Source organism: Achromobacter sp. D7-1, from assembly GCF_059760445.1.
Map to the genome: position 1 here is coordinate 118,657 of NZ_JCBAMT010000003.1, position 19,309 is coordinate 137,965.

General features: G+C 66.4%; 15 protein-coding genes. 4 read left to right on the top strand and 11 right to left on the bottom strand.

All coding sequences use genetic code 11. The features are described 5' to 3' along the window. Positions 1-13: 13 nt before the first annotated feature. From AC6LKD_RS02785 to dkgB, 4 genes are all read right to left on the bottom strand, one after another. Complete coding sequence (locus AC6LKD_RS02785) at positions 14-1,645, bottom strand: CHAT domain-containing protein (RefSeq protein WP_498114992.1); 1,632 nt, start codon at positions 1,643-1,645, stop codon at positions 14-16. A gap of 11 nt (positions 1,646-1,656) precedes the next feature. Then, positions 1,657-4,485 (bottom strand): PAS domain-containing protein, encoded by a 2,829-nt coding sequence (locus AC6LKD_RS02790; protein WP_498114993.1) that lies wholly within the window; start codon positions 4,483-4,485, stop codon positions 1,657-1,659. A 46-nt stretch (positions 4,486-4,531) separates the two neighbouring features. After that, complete coding sequence (locus AC6LKD_RS02795) at positions 4,532-6,538, bottom strand: C1 family peptidase (protein ID WP_492275814.1); 2,007 nt, start codon at positions 6,536-6,538, stop codon at positions 4,532-4,534. Between the two features lie 178 nt (positions 6,539-6,716). Then, entirely contained in the window at positions 6,717-7,520 is an 804-nt protein-coding gene (dkgB, locus tag AC6LKD_RS02800; protein WP_498114994.1) for a 2,5-didehydrogluconate reductase DkgB, read from the bottom strand. 123 nt (positions 7,521-7,643) lie between these two features. On the opposite strand from dkgB, the gene AC6LKD_RS02805 reads away from it, so the two are divergent. Then, positions 7,644-8,543 carry a LysR substrate-binding domain-containing protein gene (locus AC6LKD_RS02805; protein ID WP_498114995.1) on the top strand — a complete coding sequence of 300 codons (900 nt, stop codon included), beginning with the start codon at positions 7,644-7,646 and terminating at the stop codon, positions 8,541-8,543. A 19-nt stretch (positions 8,544-8,562) separates the two neighbouring features. Here the strand turns inward: AC6LKD_RS02805 and lhpI are convergent, their stop codons facing one another. From lhpI to AC6LKD_RS02820, 3 genes are all read right to left on the bottom strand, one after another. After that, positions 8,563-9,507 (bottom strand): bifunctional Delta(1)-pyrroline-2-carboxylate/Delta(1)-piperideine-2-carboxylate reductase, encoded by a 945-nt coding sequence (lhpI, locus tag AC6LKD_RS02810; protein ID WP_498114996.1) that lies wholly within the window; start codon positions 9,505-9,507, stop codon positions 8,563-8,565. Positions 9,508-9,607: 100 nt separating this feature from the next. Then, positions 9,608-10,540, bottom strand: coding sequence for an N-carbamoyl-D-amino-acid hydrolase (locus tag AC6LKD_RS02815; protein ID WP_498115011.1), 933 nt, complete (start codon positions 10,538-10,540; stop codon positions 9,608-9,610). Positions 10,541-10,794: 254 nt separating this feature from the next. Continuing rightward, entirely contained in the window at positions 10,795-11,220 is a 426-nt protein-coding gene (locus tag AC6LKD_RS02820) for an Lrp/AsnC family transcriptional regulator (RefSeq protein ID WP_013391031.1), read from the bottom strand. A gap of 124 nt (positions 11,221-11,344) precedes the next feature. On the opposite strand from AC6LKD_RS02820, the gene ocd reads away from it, so the two are divergent. Then, complete coding sequence (gene ocd / locus AC6LKD_RS02825) at positions 11,345-12,385, top strand: ornithine cyclodeaminase (RefSeq protein ID WP_498114997.1); 1,041 nt, start codon at positions 11,345-11,347, stop codon at positions 12,383-12,385. Positions 12,386-12,494: 109 nt separating this feature from the next. Here the strand turns inward: ocd and AC6LKD_RS02830 are convergent, their stop codons facing one another. The 3 genes from AC6LKD_RS02830 to panB all read right to left on the bottom strand — a co-directional run bounded on the left by AC6LKD_RS02830 (position 12,495) and on the right by panB (position 14,921). Further along, a complete protein-coding gene (locus AC6LKD_RS02830) occupies positions 12,495-12,707 on the bottom strand; it encodes a DUF1059 domain-containing protein (protein ID WP_013391033.1) in 213 nt (70 codons plus the stop codon). Positions 12,708-12,903: 196 nt separating this feature from the next. Next, positions 12,904-14,013, bottom strand: coding sequence for a YcjF family protein (locus AC6LKD_RS02835; RefSeq protein WP_041652082.1), 1,110 nt, complete (start codon positions 14,011-14,013; stop codon positions 12,904-12,906). Positions 14,014-14,069: 56 nt separating this feature from the next. Beyond that, positions 14,070-14,921, bottom strand: a complete 852-nt coding sequence (gene panB, locus AC6LKD_RS02840; RefSeq protein WP_013391035.1) for a 3-methyl-2-oxobutanoate hydroxymethyltransferase — start codon at positions 14,919-14,921, stop codon at positions 14,070-14,072. A gap of 314 nt (positions 14,922-15,235) precedes the next feature. On the opposite strand from panB, the gene AC6LKD_RS02845 reads away from it, so the two are divergent. Both AC6LKD_RS02845 and AC6LKD_RS02850 read left to right on the top strand, forming a co-directional pair. Beyond that, positions 15,236-16,228, top strand: coding sequence for a WaaZ-like lipopolysaccharide core biosynthesis protein (locus AC6LKD_RS02845; protein ID WP_013391036.1), 993 nt, complete (start codon positions 15,236-15,238; stop codon positions 16,226-16,228). Next, positions 16,225-17,349 carry a glycosyltransferase family 4 protein gene (locus AC6LKD_RS02850; RefSeq protein WP_498114998.1) on the top strand — a complete coding sequence of 375 codons (1,125 nt, stop codon included), beginning with the start codon at positions 16,225-16,227 and terminating at the stop codon, positions 17,347-17,349. Before AC6LKD_RS02845 ends, AC6LKD_RS02850 begins: the two co-directional genes overlap by 4 nt. 22 nt (positions 17,350-17,371) lie before the next feature. On the opposite strand, the gene AC6LKD_RS02855 is transcribed toward AC6LKD_RS02850, so the two are convergent. Continuing rightward, a complete protein-coding gene (locus tag AC6LKD_RS02855) occupies positions 17,372-19,294 on the bottom strand; it encodes a bifunctional metallophosphatase/5'-nucleotidase (protein ID WP_498114999.1) in 1,923 nt (640 codons plus the stop codon). Between the last annotated feature and the right edge of the window lie 15 nt (positions 19,295-19,309).

Here is a 19,309-nt window from a genome sequence, read left to right on the forward strand (position 1 = left end):
CCTGATTGCGGTGTCAGTCGCGCACGACCGCCAGCGCGGAAGCCCAGGTGGGCGAGCCCCGGGATTCGTCGTGCGAACCGGCACAGGCGCGCCGGTAGGCTTCAGCAAATCCCTGGGTATTGGCGGGATCGAAATAGGCAGCATAAAAGCGCCTGATGAAGCGCGCGCAGGTTTTTTCCTCGACCTGCCAGCGGAAGGCCAGCACGCCCATGGCGCCAGCCCGCATGACCTCCAGCGCCGTCCGCACCGAGGCGCCGCGGCATGACGACAGCACCAGCAGCTTGCAATTGCCGGCCTTCATCCAGCGGCCCACCAGGCGTATGGACAGTTGCAGGCCCTCGCCTTCTCTGCTGCCCGGCAAGACCAGCATGGTGCTGTCGCGCACCGAGTGGGCGTGGCCGGAGAAATGCAGGATGTCGTAGCCGCCGCCAGTCACCTTTTCTTCCAGATAGTCCTGCAGCGCGTATCCGGTCAGGAGCGGCACGTCCTCGACCACCAGGCGGCCGTCCAGGCGCTTGGCCAGGGCCTGCAGGTTCTCGAGTTCGTCGGCGACCGACTCCAGCGGAGGCAGCGTGACGCTCGGGATATCGTCTCCGCCATCTTCCGGCTGGAACGAAATGGTGCCGCTGAAGTTCGCGCCGATGAAAAGCAGGCGCACGGGGCCGGCTGGCCGGGACGCCGTCTGCTCCCAATCGCTGGCGGAGTCCATGCCTTCCATGTGCAGGCGGCGGGCCATGGGAATGCGCTGGCACAGGTAGCGCCTGTCATTGGCCTTGAAATCGGCATTGCAGCTCAATTCGAATGGCAGGCTGAAGAAGGCTGCGCTCTGATGGTCCGACACGTTGAAATCGAATCGCAGGTCCATCCAGGCGAGCCCATCGCCGGACGAGACGCCTTCCTGGTCGCGGGCCCGCTGGATCAGCGTGGCGATGGGCGGCCCCACGGTTTCGGCCACCATCACGTCGAACGCCTGCCTGCCCATGTCGCTGAGCGACTCCAGCCAATCGGCCACTCTCTGATTGTCGAGATAGGGCGAGAACTTCTCGACGCGCGTCAGCAGCGCGGCGATATCAGGTTGCCGCTTGTAGGGCATTTCCGGTGACCTGAAGTCGTGCGGGCCGAACTGGATCCGGTAGCGGACCGATTTTTCGGCAACTTCTATGACCAGCCGGCGGCGTTGCGTAGCGGCCGCCACGCTGTCCAGCACCACGGCGAGGTCTGCGCCACCGTCCCGCTTCTTGCCGATCTCGTTGCTCCACATCAGCCTTTCGGGCCGTTCCAGCACGCAACGCTGCACGGCTTCGGAGGGGGCTTCGGTCACGACCAGCACGGGTACGGGTGCGTGTTCGGCCAGCCAGTTGAGCAGCTCGACAGCCGCCGCGCCGCTCTTTTTCTTGGTGGCTTGGGGCGCCGGCTTGGCGTCGATGATCATCAGGCCCGGCAGCGTTCCGCAACGCTCGATCTCCTGCCGCGCGTTCTCCAGGTTGAAGACGTGCCGGAAAGGGGCGCCGACGAAGGGCTTGATGCGCGGGTACTTCTGCTCATGCCGCTGCAATTGCTGGATGCGGTCCGCCCAGCATTCCTCGTCGACATCGTCGCCGCCAGCAAGCAGGATCCAGTTGTTGTTCTGTCCAGGCTGTTCCATCGCCGCCTCCATCAACCCGACCGGGCAGGAAAGCGCAGGGTGAACGAACGCCATGGCGGCAGGACCGATTCATATGCCTCCGCGGGCGGCATCGCCGACTCGGCCAGGGGCGGCAGCGTCGCCAAGGTGCCGCCGTGGGCCTGCATGGTGCGCACGATCTGGGCGATGGCCAATCCGGCGCCATCATGCGCCGCGCGCTCCGCGTTCAGCAGCGCGTCGTCGGGCACTGCGTGCGCGCGCTGGTCCGTGTCCCAGTTTTGTGCGGCGCTCAGCCCCAGTTGCACCGAGCAGCCGTCAGGGTCGTCGCTGATGTCGATTTCCACCCGGGCGTCATCGGAGCGGCAGCGCAGCAAATAGGCAAGAATGGAGCGGAAGGCCGCGGACAGTGTATCGGCGTCGGCATGCACCATGGGTCCGCTGGCGGCGCCCACTTGCGCCAATGGCGCGATGCGGCCTTGGTCTCGCTGCGGCAAGGCGGCGATGATCCGGGTCAGCAACTCATGCAGCGCGACGCGGGCATGCTCGGGCGGAGCCTGCTGGCGCGCTTCGCTGGCGCTGGCCAGCCGCTCGAAGGTGATGTCGGCCTTGCCGATTTCCGCCACGATGCGCTGGCTGAGGGCATGGGCCCGGGTGACGATGGCCTCAGGCTGTTCGCCGCGTGCCGCGTCCTCGTGCAGCAGTGCGGTCTGCGTCGTCAGGCTGCAGGCCAGCGCCAGCGACGTCCGGGTCTGGTCGGCGATCTCGGCCACGGTTTCGCGCAGGAATCGCATGTCGCGTGCCCATTTCATGTCGGCGATGTCGGTGAAGAACCAGATGGCCATGTCCAGGCTGGGATCCAGGTCCGTCCGGGTCGCCAGTACCGAGCGCGGCTGTCCGCCCGCGCCGCGCAGCTCGATGCGTTCGCGCCGGACGCCGGCATCTGAAGTCAGCAGCGTGTGCGCCGACGCGTCGTCGGGCAGCGCAAACGCCGTGATCGACACCGGCGTCTCGCCTTCGAGGCAGCGGCCGGGCTCGGTGCCCAGCATGTCGGCCGCGACGCGGTTCATCTCGATGATGGAGCCCTCGCGACCCACGAACACCACTGCTTGTTCGGTTTCGGCCATCAGGCTCTGCTTGGTCTGCCTGAGCAGATGCTGGTCCAGCCCTTCCTCCAGCGACTCGATGATCTCCAGCAGGTCGTCGGCGTCGGGTCCCTTGAACGCATGCGATACCGAGGACTCCACGTCCAACAGCCAACGGATCCGGCCGTTCAGGCGGATCGGCACTGTCATGGCCGAGCGCAGCGGCCGCGGCGGACCGGTGTAATCGTTCCTGGGATCCCCAGGGTCGCCCACGTCGTCCAGCGACAGCAGTTGGCGCTGGCGCAGCGTCTGGCCCAGCATGCCGCGCTCGATGGGCTGCAGGTAGTTCGCAGGCAAGGCGTATTCGGGCGCCAGGCTGTGCTGGGTGACGATCTCGTAGCGGCTTTCCTTGCGGTTGACGCGGAACAGCGCCACGTAGTCCCAGGAGAAGAACTGCGCCAGTCTGGGCACGATGTCCTCCGCCGCCCGGCGCAAGGAAGCGGCCGTCATGATCGTCTCGCGCAATGATTCGGCGAAGGTGACGCGCTCGTCGTCGCGCTCTTTCTCGAAGCGCATCAGTACCGGCTCCAAGTCCAGGGCGCGCAGGATCTCCAGGTGGCGTTGCCCGTACTGCGCCGGTTGGCGCGAACACAGACTCAGCGCTGAGCTGTAGCCGCCCGGACGCGTGACGGGCAGGGTGACGCTGGCCTGCATGCCCATGTCGCGGTAGCAGCGTACGACCTCGTCGCCTGGCTCGAAGCGCTGGTCGCTGACGAAGCGGTCCATCTCTTCGACCCAGGTCTGGCCGGAATCCAGGAACGGCCGGATCGCAGGGGGCAGCTCCATCCAGCGCGCCGGCCACAGTTCCACCCCTTCGGGCCGTACCGCGATCGCGCGGAACAGCGACACCTGCCTGTCGTAGATGCCGAACACCGCGTGCTCGAACGGCACCAGCGGACGGATCTGTTCCAGGATGGCGTCGAGCTTGAGACGCCAGCCGTTGATGGACGGATCCAGCGCGATGCGCCGGATCTCGTCGCGGGCGGACTCCAGCGCCCGCGACTGGATGACGGCGATCACGCCCAGCAATTCGCCGCTGGGCGCGGGGTCTGGCGTCATTACCAGCTGGAACAGTCTTTCTTCGCCTTCGCGTCCGGGCATGGTGACGATCACGGCCACCATGGAATCGCCCTCCTGGTTGCGGGCGCAGCAGCGGATGGCATCGGCGATGCGGGGCGCGTCGCTTTTGCGGAAATGGCGGGCCAGTGGCTCGCCGCAAACCTCGTCGAGCTTCTGGCCCAGCGCGCGCGCGGCCTCGCGGTTGGCGAAGCGCACCACACCGTCCAGATCCAGGCGGAACACCGCATAGGGCGTGCGTTCAAAGCGGCGCGATTCCGCTTTCCTGAAGGGCGTGCCGTCGTTGACCAGCACGACGATCTTGCCGCTTTCCAATTCGCACAAGGGCACCAGTTGCGCGGGCACGGGCGCGCCGTCCGCGGCCTGGTAGATGCCGCCGACCGCGCCGCTGCCCATGGTCAATGGTTCGCCCAGGCCGTAGGTCTCGGCGGCGGCGCGGCCGCGGAACGCCTGGGCGCTGGGCGCGAGCGTATCGCTGACGTCGATGATGACACCGTCCCGGTCCAGCAACAGGCAAGGCACGCCCGCCCGCGACATCACCCGCAGCATTGCCGCGGGATCGCCCGGGATGGAGGCGGATGCTGGCACGCGTACTTGCGCGCCAGCATCCAGGTCCGTCTGCGCCTGAGGAAACTCAAACATATCGAAGCCCTCCCTGCTTGCCGCCCTTGCGGGCGCGGCTGCCGGCTCAACGCTTGATGAATGCAATGATCTGCTGCTGGGTGCCTTTGTCGTTGTCGAATCCGCCGTGCGTGCTGGCCGCCACCGGCGGGTTGGTGGAGCCGGGCGCGGGGCTGCCGGCGGGCGAGACATGCACGGCGTCGCACGCAATGCCGGCATCGCGGAAATAGCGCTCCATGCCGAGCAGCGGCGTGGTGGTGCCGCCTTCGAAGGACTCGCTCACCAGGTAGAGCAGCGAGCGCCGGTACGGGCCGCAAGTGGGATCGTCTTCCTCGGCCCGGTCGGAAAGATGGAACTGCTGATAGCGCTTTACCCGCGTCTTCAGATTCGGCACGACCAGCTTGCGGAAGGTGTCCAGCGTGACCGCCGGGGCCATCAGGTTGAGCGATTCCAGTTCACCGCCGTCGGCCGCCAGCCGGTGCACGAAGTGGCTGGCGACGATGGCGCCGGCCGAGTGGCCGACGATGTGCAGGCGCACGCGTCCCTGGCTGACGTGCGCCTTGAAATGCTTGTACAGCATGATCATCGCGGCTTCTTCCTGCGCCATGCCCTTGGGAACGGGTGCGCTCATGGCCTGGGCGTTCTGCTTCATTTCGCCCCAGATCACCGTGCCCGGCCGCGCCAGCCAGCGTTCCAGGCGCTGGTTCCACCAACGCTCCAGCCGCTCGCCCAGGCCGCCGGTGGTGCGTGGAACGCTGTGGGCGGCATCCTGGATGATGTTCTTCACGGTGGTGATGAAGTCCGTCTCCCACATCAGGAAGACCGGGAAGATCTGCTTCTCGTAGAGCAGCGGTATCCATTCGGCGGCGGCCTCCGCCGCATCCTCTTCGCCGACCAGGCCGCCGTGCGCGTACACGCATACGTCCATGGGCTTGTCCTTCAAGCCCCATTTCTCGCGCGCGGCGTTCATGTGCACGTCGACGATGGCGCGCAGATCGTCGGGCGTGGTCCGGAACGCGCCGCTGTTGCTGAGCTTGCCGTTGTTGCCCACGTTGACGATGAAGGGCGAGATCTCGCGGTTGCGCAGCACAGTGCCCGCGGCCAGGGTGACCCGCTTGCCTTCGGTGCGCAGCGTGATGCTGTTCGAGATCTTGGTGTGCTCATGCGTGACCACGCCCAGCTGCACCACCCAGCAATCCATGGCGTTGCGCATCCAGTCGTCGTAGGTCAGCACCGCCATGCCGTGGGTGCCCCACTCCTCGCCCCAGGAGTTCTGGATCAGGAAGCCGTCCTGGGTATAGCCGACGATGACGAAGGCGTGGCCGTCGGTGGCGGAATCCTGCGGGTCGGGCGGGATGATCCAGAACGGCTGGGCTCCCGGCGTGGACGGCGCCTTCAGCGGGGTGACGCCATGGCCGTCGTCCCAGCCGGCGTGGCAGCCCGCGCTGGCGTACAGAATGCCGACCTCGTTGAGCGCAGCGTGCATTTCGACGATGTTGCGCGTGTCGATGCGGTAGTAGGCGCCCAGCGGACGCTTGACGGCATCCAGCCACCAGTCGTCGGCGGTCTCGTTGGCCGCCGCCGGCATGTTCAGGGTCGGAAACAGATCCTGGGCGCAGGCGCCGTGCTTGAACCAGCCTTTGAGCGCGCCGCGCAGGCTCGATCCCGTGTCGTCGACCGAACCCGGGAATTCGTCGTAGCGCCTGGCCATGGAATACAGCATGAACGGCGAGATGGCTGGGCGCGGTTCGCGTTCCGACTTGCGCAGCAGGTACTCGACCACCGTGGACAGGGCGAATCCGGTGCAGGCCGAGGTGTCTTCCTGATGCTTCACCGTCAACCCCATGGCGGGAATCATCTCGGTCTTGGGCGTGACCGAGATGTTAGGGTGGAACGGAATGTCGCGGACATCGAAGGCATCGGGCTTGGCCGTGCGGCGAAACGGCAGCGCCGGCGGCAGGCTGCGGCTTTTACGCTTTGGAGCGGATCGGGGCGTCTTGCCGGCGGCGGGCTGCCGCGTTGCCACCGTCTTGCGTGCCGGGGCGGCACGCCCCGCTTGCTTCTTTGCAGCCATGGCGTACTCCAGTGGAGACAGGCTTTCAGCGCGAGGGCGGCATTTGCAGGCAAGACGACATGACGACAGTAATGATTGCGCCCGTAGCTGCGATATATAGGCGCGCCTAAACCAGTTCGCTAGTATCCGAAAGTATTACTCCTTGAATTTGAAATAGTGCATTTTCACTATTCGAGGCTTAATCCCACTGCGCCGCCAGGCCTTCCGGGCTGACTTCACGGCCGTTGCGCTCCAGCGCCGCGATCTGCGCCATGTCCGCCTCCGTCAGCCGCAGGTCCTGGGCCAGCAGGTTGCTGGCCAGGTTTTCGCGTTTGGTCGACGACGGAATGACGGCATAGCCCAGTTGCAGGGCCCAGGCCAGCGCCACCTGTGCGGGCGTGGCGTCGTGGCGTTGGGCGATCTGGCCGATGACCGGATCCTTCAGCACCTTGCCGTAGGCCAGCGTCATGTACGAGGTGACCGGGATGTCTTGTTCCTGCAGGAAGGCGGCGAGCTTGCGGTTCTGCAGGTAAGGGCTGAGTTCGATCTGGTTGGTGGCGATCTGCTCGCGGCCCACGGCGGCGATGGCGGCGCGGGTTTCGGCGATGGGGAAGTTGGAGATGCCGATCTGGCGGGTCAGGCCCTGCGCCTTGGCCTCGGCCAACGCAGTCATGAATTCCTCGACGGCGACGCCGTTGCCGGGCGCGGGCCAATGGATCAAGGTCAGGTCCGCGTAGTCGCTGCGCAGCTTGGCCAGGCTGTCCTGCAGACTGGGTATGAGCTTGCCGCGGGCGTAGTGGGGAACCCAGATTTTGGTCGTGACGAACAGTGCATCGCGCGCCACGCCGGATTCGGCGATGGCCTGGCCGACCTCGGTTTCGTTTTCATAGATCTGCGCGGTGTCGATGGCGCGGTAGCCGAGGTCCAGCGCGTTGCGCACGGAATCGATGACGGCCTGGCCTTGCAGGCGGAAAGTGCCGGCGCCGAAGACGGGAATGCTCATGGGTAACTCCTTGGGGGATTCAGGGCTGCGGACGCAGGCGTCCGGGAATGCCTGCAGTGTGCCCGTCGGATACTTGCGGAAAAAGTCCGGTATGCACGAAAGACTTTTGATATAAATGCAAGAATGAAGACGACGCTAGACGAAATGCAGGTCTTTATCGCCATCGTGGACAGCGGCTCGATCACTGCCGCCGCGGATGTGCTGGGACAGACTGTTTCCGCCGCCAGCCGGACCATGAGCCGGCTGGAAGAGAAGCTACAGACCACGCTGATGCGCCGGACCACGCGTCGGCTGGAACTGACCGAGGAAGGCCGGGCCTATCTGGAGCAGGCGCGCAAGATCGTGGCCGCAGTGGAGGAAAGCGAGGAACTGATGAGCCTGCGCCGCAACCAGCCGGCAGGACGCTTGCGGGTGGATGCGGCATCGCCCTTCATGCTGCACGTGATCGCGCCGCTGGTGCCGGGCTATCGCCAGCGCTATCCGCAGGTGGAGCTGGAACTGAACAGCAACGAAGGCAATATCGACCTGCTGGAGCGCCGCACCGACCTGGCCATCCGCATCGGGCGCCTGAAGGATTCATCGCTGCACGCGGTGCCGCTGGGCCATAGCCGCGTGCGCGTGCTGGCCAGTCCCGGCTATCTGGCCAAGCATGGCACGCCCAGGCGCGTGGCCGATCTGGCTTCGCATGTCCTGCTGGGCTTCAGCCAGCTGGAAGCGCTGAACGAATGGCCGCTGCTGGAGGCCGACGGCCAGGCCCTGCACATCAAGCCCCATGTGCGCGCGTTCAGCGGCGAAACCTTGCGGCAACTGGCCTTGAACGACGGCGGCGTCGTCTGCCTGTCGGACTTCATGACGCGCGGCGACCGCGAAAGCGGCGCCTTGCAGCAGCTGCTGGCGAAGCAGACGCAGGACGTGCGGCAGCCGATCAACGCGGTGTACTACCGCAACACCGCGATCTCCTCGCGCATCAAGTCCTTCATCGACTACATGGTCCAGGCGTTGGGTCCGCGCGGCTTCGAATAGCGCCGCAGGCGCCGCGCGCTCAAGCGCGTTCGCCGCTGACCGACTCGTACACCAGCGTTGCCAGCGTCAGGTCTTCGAGTGCGCTGCCCACGGCTTTGAACACGGTGATTTCCTGGTCGTCGCGGCGGCCCGGCAGTTCGCCGGTGGCCAACTGATGCAGGTCGCCGCGGATGTCCTCGTGTTTGAGCGTGCCGGCCTCGAAAGCGGCCAGCAGGTCGCCGGACTTGGTGGGCGCTTCGCTGGTGTCCACGTAGACCGAGGTGCCGTCGAAGCAGGCCGCGTCAGTCTCGCGCATTTCAGGCTTGAAACTGCCGATCAGGTCCAGGTGCACGCCCGGACGCAGCCAGGCGCCGTGGATCAGCGGCACGGTGGACAGGGTGGCGCAGCTGATGATGTCGGCCTGACGCGCGGCGGCTTCCAGGTCGCTGGCGGCCTCGGCATCGAAGCCCTGCGCGCGCAGCTCGCCGGCCAGCTTCTCGGCGCCGGCCGCGCGCACGTTCCATACCAGCACGCGCTGGATGGGGCGCACGCTGCGCATGGCCTGCGCCACCAGGCCGGCGATGCGGCCGGAACCGACGATCAGCAGCGTGCTGGCGTCGGCGCGCGCCAGGTAGTCCGCGCCCAATGCGGCTGCGCCCGCCGTGCGGTAGACGGTGACGATGTCGCCGTCCACCTGGGCGATGGGCACGCCGGTGGTGGCGCTGTACAGGTTGTAGGTGGCATGCAGGCCCGGCAGGCCCAGATGCGTGTTCTCGGGGAAGATATTGATGATCTTCACGCCGAAGTAGCCGCGATCGCTCCAGGCCGGCATGATCAGCGAGGTGCCGTGCGCATTGCCCGACTGGATGGCGTGGACATGCCGCGGCGGCACGGTGGCGCTGCCACGGAAGGCTTCCCGCAGGGCGGGAATGACGGCGTCGAAGGACAGGGCGTCGCGGGTTTGTTCGGTGTCGATGAAGCGCATGGGTTCTTGCCTGCTGCGGGTCGGTCAGTCTGAGGGCCAGCAGGCAGTCTAGCAGCGCGGGCGGCGTCCGCCCGCGCCGCGTCGTGGTTGAGTGCAGCGTCTAGTCGATGGCAGCCGTGGGCAGCGGATCGCCAGCGCCGGTGCGTTCGACGATGAGCTTGTAGTGCTGCGGGTTGCGGTGCTTGGCGAAATTGAACACGTGGTCGCGGAAGGCCTGGCCCATGGCCAGGTCGATGTTGGCGGTGATCACTTCGTCTTCTTCGCCGCTTGCGCGCGCCACGATCTCGCCGGACGGCGCGACGATCATGGAGCTGCCTATCATGTGGTGGCCGTCTTCGTGGCCGCACTTCGCGGCGGCGCCGACCCAGACCGCGTTCTGGTAGGCGCTGGCCTGCAATACGATCTCGTGCGTGGTGGTGCGCAGATGCGCGGGCTCGTTCCAGTGGATGTTCAGGGACGGCGTGTTGTAGCCCAGCACGATCAATTCTGCGCTTTGCAGCGACATGACGCGATACGTCTCGGGCCAGCGGCGGTCGTTGCACAGGCACATGCCGATCTTCACGTCGTTGGTTTCCCAGACACCAAAGCCCAGGTCGCCGACTTCGAAGAACTTCTTTTCCAGGTGCTGGAACGGCGCGCCGACCTTATGGTCCGAGTGGCCCGGCAGGTGGATCTTGCGGTACTTGCCGATGATTTTGGCGCTGCGGTCCACCAGGATGGCGGTGTTGAACTGGCGGCCTTCGGGCGTCAGTTCGGCATAGCCCAGGTAGAAGCCTATGGCCAGTTCGCGCGCGGCGTCGAACAGCGGCTGCACGTCGGCGTTGGGCATGCTTTTTTCAAAGTAGCGCTCGACGGCTTCGGCGTCTTCCATCCAATAGCGGGGGAAGAACGTGGTCAGCGCCAGCTCGGGGAATACGACGAACTCCGCCTTGCGGGCGGCTGCCTCGCGCATCATTTCCACCAGGCGGCGGACCACGGCGGCGCGCGTATCGGCAAGGTTCACTGCGCCCATCTGGGCGACCGCCAGGCCCATCTTGCGGGCGGGGTATGCATTACTCACGATGTGGATCTCCAGGCTGAAGGCGCAAGCATGCATCCGCGGGCCGAAATCGGGAACCGCTGTCTGGGCTGGCGGCGCGCGCCGCCGGATGCGACGGGATTCACTCCAAGGCCCTGATTCAGCGGGGATTTTCACCGTGGTGGCAGAGGTCGTCCCGGCCTCATGCATAACGCGGCGTCATGGAGTCCATGCAAAGTTTTATATCGGGTTTCCCCGTATGCCAGCGCTCAGAGGGCCTTGAAGGTCTTGAGATGGATGCTGGTTTCCGTGGCGGCGATGCCCTTGAGCGTACGCAGGCGGTCCAGCACTTCGGACAGCTGGTCGATGGTGGGCACGCGCAGCTCGGCCAGCAGGTCCCAGCGGCCGTTGGTGTCGTGCAGGCCCGCCACGCTGGGCTCGCCCATCAGCAGGCTCACGATCTTGCGGGTTTCATGGCCTTCGACGGCGATGCTCATCCAGGCGACGATGTCCTCGGTCTCGACTTCGGGGCGCAGCCGCACGGTATAGCCGCGGATGATGCCCCGCTCTTCCAGTTTGCGGATGCGGTTGTCGATGGTGCCGCGCGAGACATCGAGCTTCTTCGCCAGGGTGGCGACCGACATGCGGGCGTCGGCGCGCAACAGGCCGAGCAAGTTCTGATCCAGCGTGTCCATTGTGAAAAATGCTATTTATGGCTATCAGAATGGCAGAATCTTAGCGTTTTGTGTGGATTGTTGTCACTATTAATTGGTTTGCCCATCCCCCAGAATTTCTGTTCCATAACTCGGGGAGAACAAATTGACGACGCTGCTTTCAACTTCCGACGTGGCCAAAATCGTGGCCCTGCAAGGTCCGCGACAGGTCTTCGCCGGCCTGCTCGACTACTTGCTGGCGGACTTTCTGCGATGGCAGGAGTTCGACAAAAGTGCGCGGGTGGCCAGCCATTCGGCGACCGGCGTGATCGAATTGATGCCCACCGCCGACAGCGAGTACTACACCTTCAAATACGTGAACGGCCATCCCGGCAATCCGCAGGCCGGCCTGTCCACCGTGATGGCGTTCGGCGCGCTGGCGCAGGTCAGCACGGGCGAGCCGCTGCTGATCAGCGAACTGACCCTGACCACGGCGCTGCGCACGGCCGTGACCTCGGCCCTGGCGGCGCGCGCGCTGGCCCGGCCGGACTCGCGCAAGATGGCATTGATCGGCAACGGCGCGCAAAGCGAGTTCCAGGCCCTGGCCTTCCATTACCTCCTGGGCATCGACACCCTGCACGTCTATGACGTGGACGCAGGCGCCACACGCAAGCTTGAAAGCAATCTGGCTTCAGTGCCCGGCTTGCGCGTGGTGCGCTTCGATAGTGCGGCTGAGGCGGTCAAGGGCACCGACATCGTCACCACGGTGACGGCGGACAAGGCCTACGCCACCATCCTGACCGCGGACATGGTCGAACCGGGCATGCACATCAACGCCGTGGGCGGCGATTGCCCGGGCAAGACGGAGCTGCACGCGGACGTGTTGCGGGCCGGGCCGGTGTTCGTGGAATACGAGCCGCAGACGCGCATCGAGGGCGATCTGCAGCAGATGCCGGCCGATTTCGCAGTGACGGAACTGTGGCGGGTGCTGACGGGCCAGGCCGCTGGCCGCAAGCAGCCGGCGGAAGTGACCATCTTCGATTCGGTGGGTTTTGCGCTGGAGGACTTTTCGGCGCTGCGCTGGCTGCGCGATGCCGCCATTCGCCATGGCGTGGGCGCCCGCATCGAGGTCGCGCCGCAATCGCCCGATCCGAAGAACCTGTTCGAGGTGGTGCGGGCGGCTACGCCGGTGCTGGCAAGGGCTTAGCGCTCGCGCGCCGCGGCGTCGGCGCGGTTGGTGCAAAGCGCAAGCGCCGGCGTGGTGGAACGCGCCGGCGCCAGTACGATGGCGGCCGCGAATGCGGCCGCAGTCATGTTCACGCCCGGCTGGGCGTTTCAACCGGCGGCGTGCCGTCGTGGAACAGCGACTTCAGTTGCGATCGCAGCTCGGGCGTGTCGGCATGCTTGTGCACCGTGGTTGCATGCTGCACGGCCGCCTCCAGCAATTCGCCTTCGGAATCCGCCGCGAGGGCTACCGAACAGTTCATTTCACTGGGGTACTCGCGGCAATCGATGTATTTGCGAGTCATGAGGGGTCTCCCTGCGCGCAGGCTGGCTGAGCTCTGCGCAAGAGCATCCGGCGCGCGGCGCGGGACGTCCAGGCCGTTGGCGCGTCGCAGCGGCGGGGGCGGTCTGAAAAGTATAGATCTGGCACCGCCGGTCCGGCGCAGTTCGCAAGACGCGGTTCGCACTAGTGCGCGGGCACTGGTGCGAGGGCAGCGCGCTTCAGAAAGTGACGCGCTGCTTCAAGCCCTTGGCGATCATCGCGATGTCGATGTCCTTGCCCGGATTCTTCAGGCAGAAGTCGTACAGCACGGCCACGTAGGCATTGCCCAGCAGCTTGGTGATGGTGCCAGCCGTGGTGGCGGCAATGGTGCCGCCCACCGCGCTGCCCGCGCCGGGAATGAACTTCAACAGCCCGGAGACCACCGAGCGCCCGATCAGCGTGGCGGCGGACGCGCCCAGGGTGGACGTGACCAAGGTGGTGATGGCGGCGGTGTCCAGTTCCATGCCGAAGGTGATGCCGATCTTGGCGATCATGCCGACCTGGATGGGCACCAGCGCGAAGGCGTCCGAGAACGGAATGGGGGCGGCGGCGGCCGAGGCGGCCAGGCCGGCGGCCACGTTGACCTCTATCTCAGCCCGCTTTTTTTTTACTTCCAGGGCCTTCTTGTTGCGGGTGGACAGCGCGTTGGCATAGGCCCGCTGCTGCGCCTCGGGGATGTGCAGGGCGGTAGCCTCGATCAGGTTGTCCAGGCCCATGGGCGGCAATTCCGCGTCCAGTTCCTCGATCCATTCCGGTAGCGCGCGCACCGCCACCACCTGCTTGGCGCGCGGCAGCAGCTTGCGCGCTTCGTCGACGAAGGGGCTGTTCTTGCGCGCCTTGGTCAGTACCGCCACGACGGGGATGCCGGCGTTGGACAGCATGTCGCACAGTTCGATTTCCGCGTCTTCGACGCGGTGGCTGCTGTCCTGGATGCAGAGCCAGGCCACGTGCAGGTGCTTGTCCTGGTCGTCGGAGGCGGAGCGTTCCCGGATCAGGTCGGCCAACTGCTGGCGCGAGCGTTCGTAGTCGCCGACTTCCAGGCCGCGCGTGTCGATGATGGTGAGCGGATGGCCGGCGCGGGTGAATTCCTGGGTGGACTGGGTGACGGGCTTGCCCGCGCCCGTCTTGGCCAGGTCGCCCCGGAACACGGCATTGAGCAACGTGCTCTTGCCCACGCCGGTCTTGCCCGCGACCAGGATGTTCACGCGCCCGGCGCCGCGCGTGGCGGTGCTGATGGCGTCCGCGATGGCGTCCTGCAATTGGGGCGTGTCCATGCGCGGCGTGCTCATGAGGTGTGCGGGAAGATAGGCATGGGGATGATTCTATCGAGAAACGCGCGCGGCCATCAGGCGCCGCCAGAGACGCCGTAAAGATGGGCCGGTTCGGGGAAGGTCCGCGTCCGGACTTCGCCCGCATAGGCTTGCGCTGCCTGCTGGATGCGGCCGGCCAGGTCGTCGTAGCGTTTCACGAAGCGCGCGGTGCGGTCGAACATGCCCAGCATGTCGTCCACCACCAGCACCTGGCCGTCGCAGCGGCCGGACGCGCCTATGCCTATGGTCGGGCAGGCGACGGCTTCGGTGATCGACGCCGCCAGCGGCTCGACCACGCCCTCGATCACCAGCGAGAACGCACCGGCATCCGCCACCGCAGCGGCATCGGCGGCGATGCGGGCGTATTCGGCTTCGCCGCGGCCGCGCGCGCCGTAGCCGCCCAGGATGTTCACGGCCTGCGGCGTCAGGCCCACATGGCCCATCACCGGTATGCCGCGCGCGGACAGGTAGGCGACGGTGGGCGCCATGCTCTGGCCGCCTTCCAGCTTGACCGCGGCCGCGCCGGTTTCCTTCAAGATCCGCGCGGCGGACCGGAAGGCCTGTTCGGGGCTTTCTTCATAGCTGCCGAAGGGCATGTCGATGACGATCAGCGCGCGTCGCGAGCCGCGCACCACGGCGGCGCCGTGCGCAATCATCATGTCCAGCGTGACGGGCACCGTGGTAGGTAGTCCGTAGATCGTCTGCGCCAGGCTGTCGCCCACTAGCAGAGCGTCGCAATGCGGGTCCAGCAGCTCGGCCATGCGCGCGGTGTAGGCCGTCAGCATCACCAGCGGCTCCTGGCGCTTGCGCGCACGGAATGCCGGCACGCTCAGGCGTGGCGCGCTGGCCGCAGCCGCAGCGGCGTTCAGGGTGGCGGTCGTAGACATCGAAATCCTTCCTATCCAGGGTTGAGTGCTTGAATCGGGACCTTGCGATACCCGCATCGTAGCGGAAGGCCGTGGGGGCTCGCTTAGCGCATGGCGTAGCCGCGCAGGCAAATCTTTGCGGCAAAACGTAATCGAAATTTTTGCGGCGCGTGACGCCATGCCCTGTGGAAATCGTTCGCAACTAATTTGGGGACGTTTTGGCGGTTACTCAAAAGCGTTACATCTTCATGGGTTCACTCGCTTTTTCGATAGGTCCGGCTGCGTAGAATTCGCCGCTTACAAGCTTATTTCGCGGCTTCCGCGCAACATCGCTCATGCCTAGCCCCGGGCTTATTCCACGCTTGCTGCGTTCGCGTCCGCTGACCAAGAGCCTGCGTTACTTCTATCGCCACACCCGGCCCGCCGCATACCGCCACAACGAAACCCTTTGGCCTTTCGTGGCCCTGCAGCGCGATGCGGAGGGGCGGCTGACCGGCTGCGAACTGCGCGGCGTGCAGGGCCCTGCCATCACGCCCCTGGATCGGCTGCCGCGCGACATCGGCGCGGACGCCCATCTGATACTCAGCGGCCCGTCCGTGGCCCAGATCGACTACGCGCGCTGCCGGCTGGACGTGGCGATGGGCGTCAATGGCTCGATCGCGTTGCGGCGCCAGCACCCTTCCCTGCGCTTCGATTACTACGCGATGCTGGATGCGGGTTTCGTCAACCGCAGGCGCGAACTGGTGGCGGAAGTGCTGGCGCAGGACCTGACGCTGTTCGTCACGCCCGAGGTCTACCGCTGGATCGGCTTCCTGTTCGACCGCCGTTCCGTGCGCTGCCGCATCGCGCTGTTCGAAGAGGTGCACCAGCGCGCGCTGCAACCGCGCGCCCGTCCCGAGGAACTGGAAGCGCGGCTGGCCGACGATCCCGGCCTGGTGCTGTTCGACGCCCGCAATCCGGTGCATGCGCATGGCTTCAGCCTGGACCCGACGCGCGGCCTGTTCGGCGGCGGCACGGTGGCCTACACGGGCTTGCAGCTGCTGGCGTGGCTGGGCGCGAAAACCATCTACCTGCACGGCCTGGACCTGACGGCCGCGGCAGGACCCCGATTCTATGAAAGCGCGGCAACGCAGCTGTCCACCGCGCTGGACCGGCAATTCTCAGGACATATCGAACCCGCGTTCCGGCAAGCCAGCCGGCTGCTTGGCAAACGCGGGGTCAAGGTCTACAACCTGTCTCCCGCCAGCCGGCTGGGGGATGACGTGTTCGAGAAGCGCGACTGGAGCTGCCTGCTGCCCGAGCAGCCGATTTCGAGTATGACCCCATGAAGATTCTGTACACCAATTTCCACCAAGGCGATGGCGGCGGTCACACCACCTACGTGATGTCGCTGGCGCGCATCCTGTGCGAGAAGTCGCAGGTGACCGTGGCCGCGCCTGCCAGCAGCCGTCTGCTGGCCGAGGCCGCCGCCCTGCCCGGCGTGCGCACGCTGGCCCTGGAGTTCAAGAGCCGCCCGTTGCAGCAGCTGCGCGCGCTGCGCCAGCTGCGGGCCCTGCTGCGCGAGCAACAGTTCGATGTGATCCACGCCAACGGTTCCGCCGATCACCGCCTGTGCATGCTGGCGACCGTGGGCATGGGCGCGCGGCGCCCTTTCATGGTCTATACCCAGCACACCGACCGCAGCGCCAATAGTCTGGGCGCGCGGGTACGCGCCAAATGGGGCACCAACCGCGTCATCTGCGTATGCAGCCACACGTTCCGCCGCATGAAGCAGTCGGTCTTCCGCAACGAAGACCTGCGGGTGGTGCACAACGGCGTGGATACGGAAAAATGCAGCCCGGCCTCGCGGCGCGAGACGGCGCAGGCGCGCGACAGCCTGTTGCCCGAGGGCATGCAGGGCCGGCTGGTCATCGGCAGCAATGCCGGCACCGCGGTCTACAAGAATTGGATGGACATGGTGACCGCCGTGTCCATGCTGCCCGAAAATCAGCGGCGGCAGGTGGTGGTGCTGATCGCCGGCAAGCTGCCGGAGGCGGAGCAGATGCAGCGCGTCCTTGAACTGGGCATGTCGGATCAGGTGGTGTTCACCGGCCTGCTGGACGACGTCGGCCCTTTCCTGTCGGCGTTGGACGTGGGCTTCGTGCTGTCGTCCAAGCTGGAGACGATTTCCTTCGCCTGCCGCGAGATGATGGCGGCGGGCAAGCCTGTCATCGTGAGCGCAGTGGGCGGCCTGCCCGAAAACGTCACCGACGGCCGCGATGGCTGGGTGGTGCCGCCGGCATCGGTGGACAGCATCGTGCAGGCGCTGTCGCAGATCCTGGAAAATCGCGACGCCCTGGGCGTGATGGGCGCCGAAGCCCGCAGCACGGCGCTGCGGGAGTTTTCGCTGACCACGTTCGTCGGCAAGACCGAGCGCGTCTACCGCGAAAGCCAGGCGCAGCCGGCCTGACGGCCGCGCCCGGCGTTCACTTTTACTCGCTGTACGTCTTGGTGCTGTACAGGCTCGCCGGCAACAGGTTCAGCACAGGCAGACCGCTGGCCGGATCCTTGGCCTGCTTGTCGATGTAGGCCTGGAGCACGTCGGCGTCCAGCACGCCGATGTCCTGGCGGCGCGAGGCAGGCACGTTGGCCAGGGTCTTGTAGCCGTCGCCGCCGGTGGCGTTGAAACTCAGCACGAACAGCTTGTAGCTGCGGCTCGCGTCCAGCGGCAGCCAGTTGCCGCTGGCATGGTCCCGCACTTCGATGTTGGACACGCGGTTGCCCTGGGCCTGGGCCGCATTCACGTCCCAGCGCAGGCCGCCGGCATACGGATAGGGGCCGGTGGAGCCGCCCGCGCCGTAGACTGCCTGCATGCCGTCTTCCAGCATGCTCTTGACCTCGGCGCCGGTTACGTCCAGGCGCCAGAGCATATTGCCGAAAGGCACGACCTCGATCACGTTGGCCGCCGTCACGTTGCCCAGCAGCGGCACGCGCACTCCGCCGCCGCTTTGCAGCGAGATGTCGGCGCCGCCGTAGCTGGCGTTGGCCACGTCCAGATAAGCCTGCGCCACCAGTTGCTGGATGTCGCCGCCGCGCAGGCTGACGCTGCCCAGGGTGTTGCAGGCAGCGCTGGAGCGGCTGTAGTCGCGCGAACCGGGACCGCCCGGCACGCGCCGGGAGCACAGCTCTTGCGGCACCGATGCGACCAGGCTGCGGCTGAACTGGTCAACCTTGGCCTTGAACGGCTGCAGCACGGCCGTGGCCTGCGCGTCCGGCGTCTGCATGCGCAGGAAGCCGCTGGCCAGAACGTCGGCCTGGATCGCCGCCTCGTCCGCGGCCGAGGGCGCGCCGCCGGCCACCTTCAGCGGGCCGTCCATCAGCACGTGCGGCGTGCCGGCGCAGGCGGTGACATCGCCGTTGGCGTCGAAGCTGACTTTCAGTTCGCCCACCACTTGCGAGTATTCCCAAGCCTGCACCAGGCAGACGCGCTTGCCGTCCTTGTCCTGCAGCACGGTGGGATAGGCGCCGGCGGGCGAACCCACGCCATAGTCCGCCATGGACGCGGGACCCAGCAGCGTGTGCGAGTCGCCGCCCACCACCACGTCCACGCCGCTCAACTGCGCGATCACCTGCTTGTCGTAGTCGTAGCCGATGTGGCTCATCACCACGATTTTGTTCACGCCCTGCGCGCGCAGCGCGTCGATCTGCTGTTGCGCCGCCGCGGTCTCGTCGGAGAACACAGTGCCGGCGTCAGGGCTGGAGGATTGCTGGGTCTTGGCGGCGATGGTCAGGCCGACCAAGCCGATGTCCTGGCCGTCGCGCTTCAGGACCACGGCTGGCTTGACCATGCCGGGGGCGCGCGACGGATTCAAGGCCGACCCCGCGGCGAACGTAACGTTGGCGCTCAGCACGGGCGTCTGGCAGGCGCCTGCATGCAGCAGGTCGATGAAGCGCTTCAAGCCGCTGTCGCCCTTGTCGAACTCGTGGTTGCCCAGGGTCATGGCGTCGAAGCAGACGGTGTTCATCATCGCCGCGTCGGCCTCGCCGGGCTCGCCGGCGCGGTTGAAGTACAGCGTGCCGGTGGTGGCGTCGCCCGCGTGCAGCTTGAGCACGTTGGCGGACTGCGAGGCCAGTGCGTTGATCGCGCCGGTCACCCGCGGGAAGCCGCCGGTGTCGGCGTTCACGGCCACGCGCGAGCCGGAAGCGGTCTTGAGCTTCAGGTCTTTTTTCTTGCTGTCCAGGTTGGAATGATGATCGTTGATGTGCAGGATCGTCAGTTCCATTGCCCGGCCAGGGACCGGCTGTTCAGGCTGTTCGACGGGCTTGTCGTCATCGTCGTCACCGCCGCCGCAGCCGGCCAAAAGCGCCAGGGCGCTCAGCATGGCCGCGCCCGCGTTCCTCTTCCACGTGTTCATTCGCGTGTACCCCTC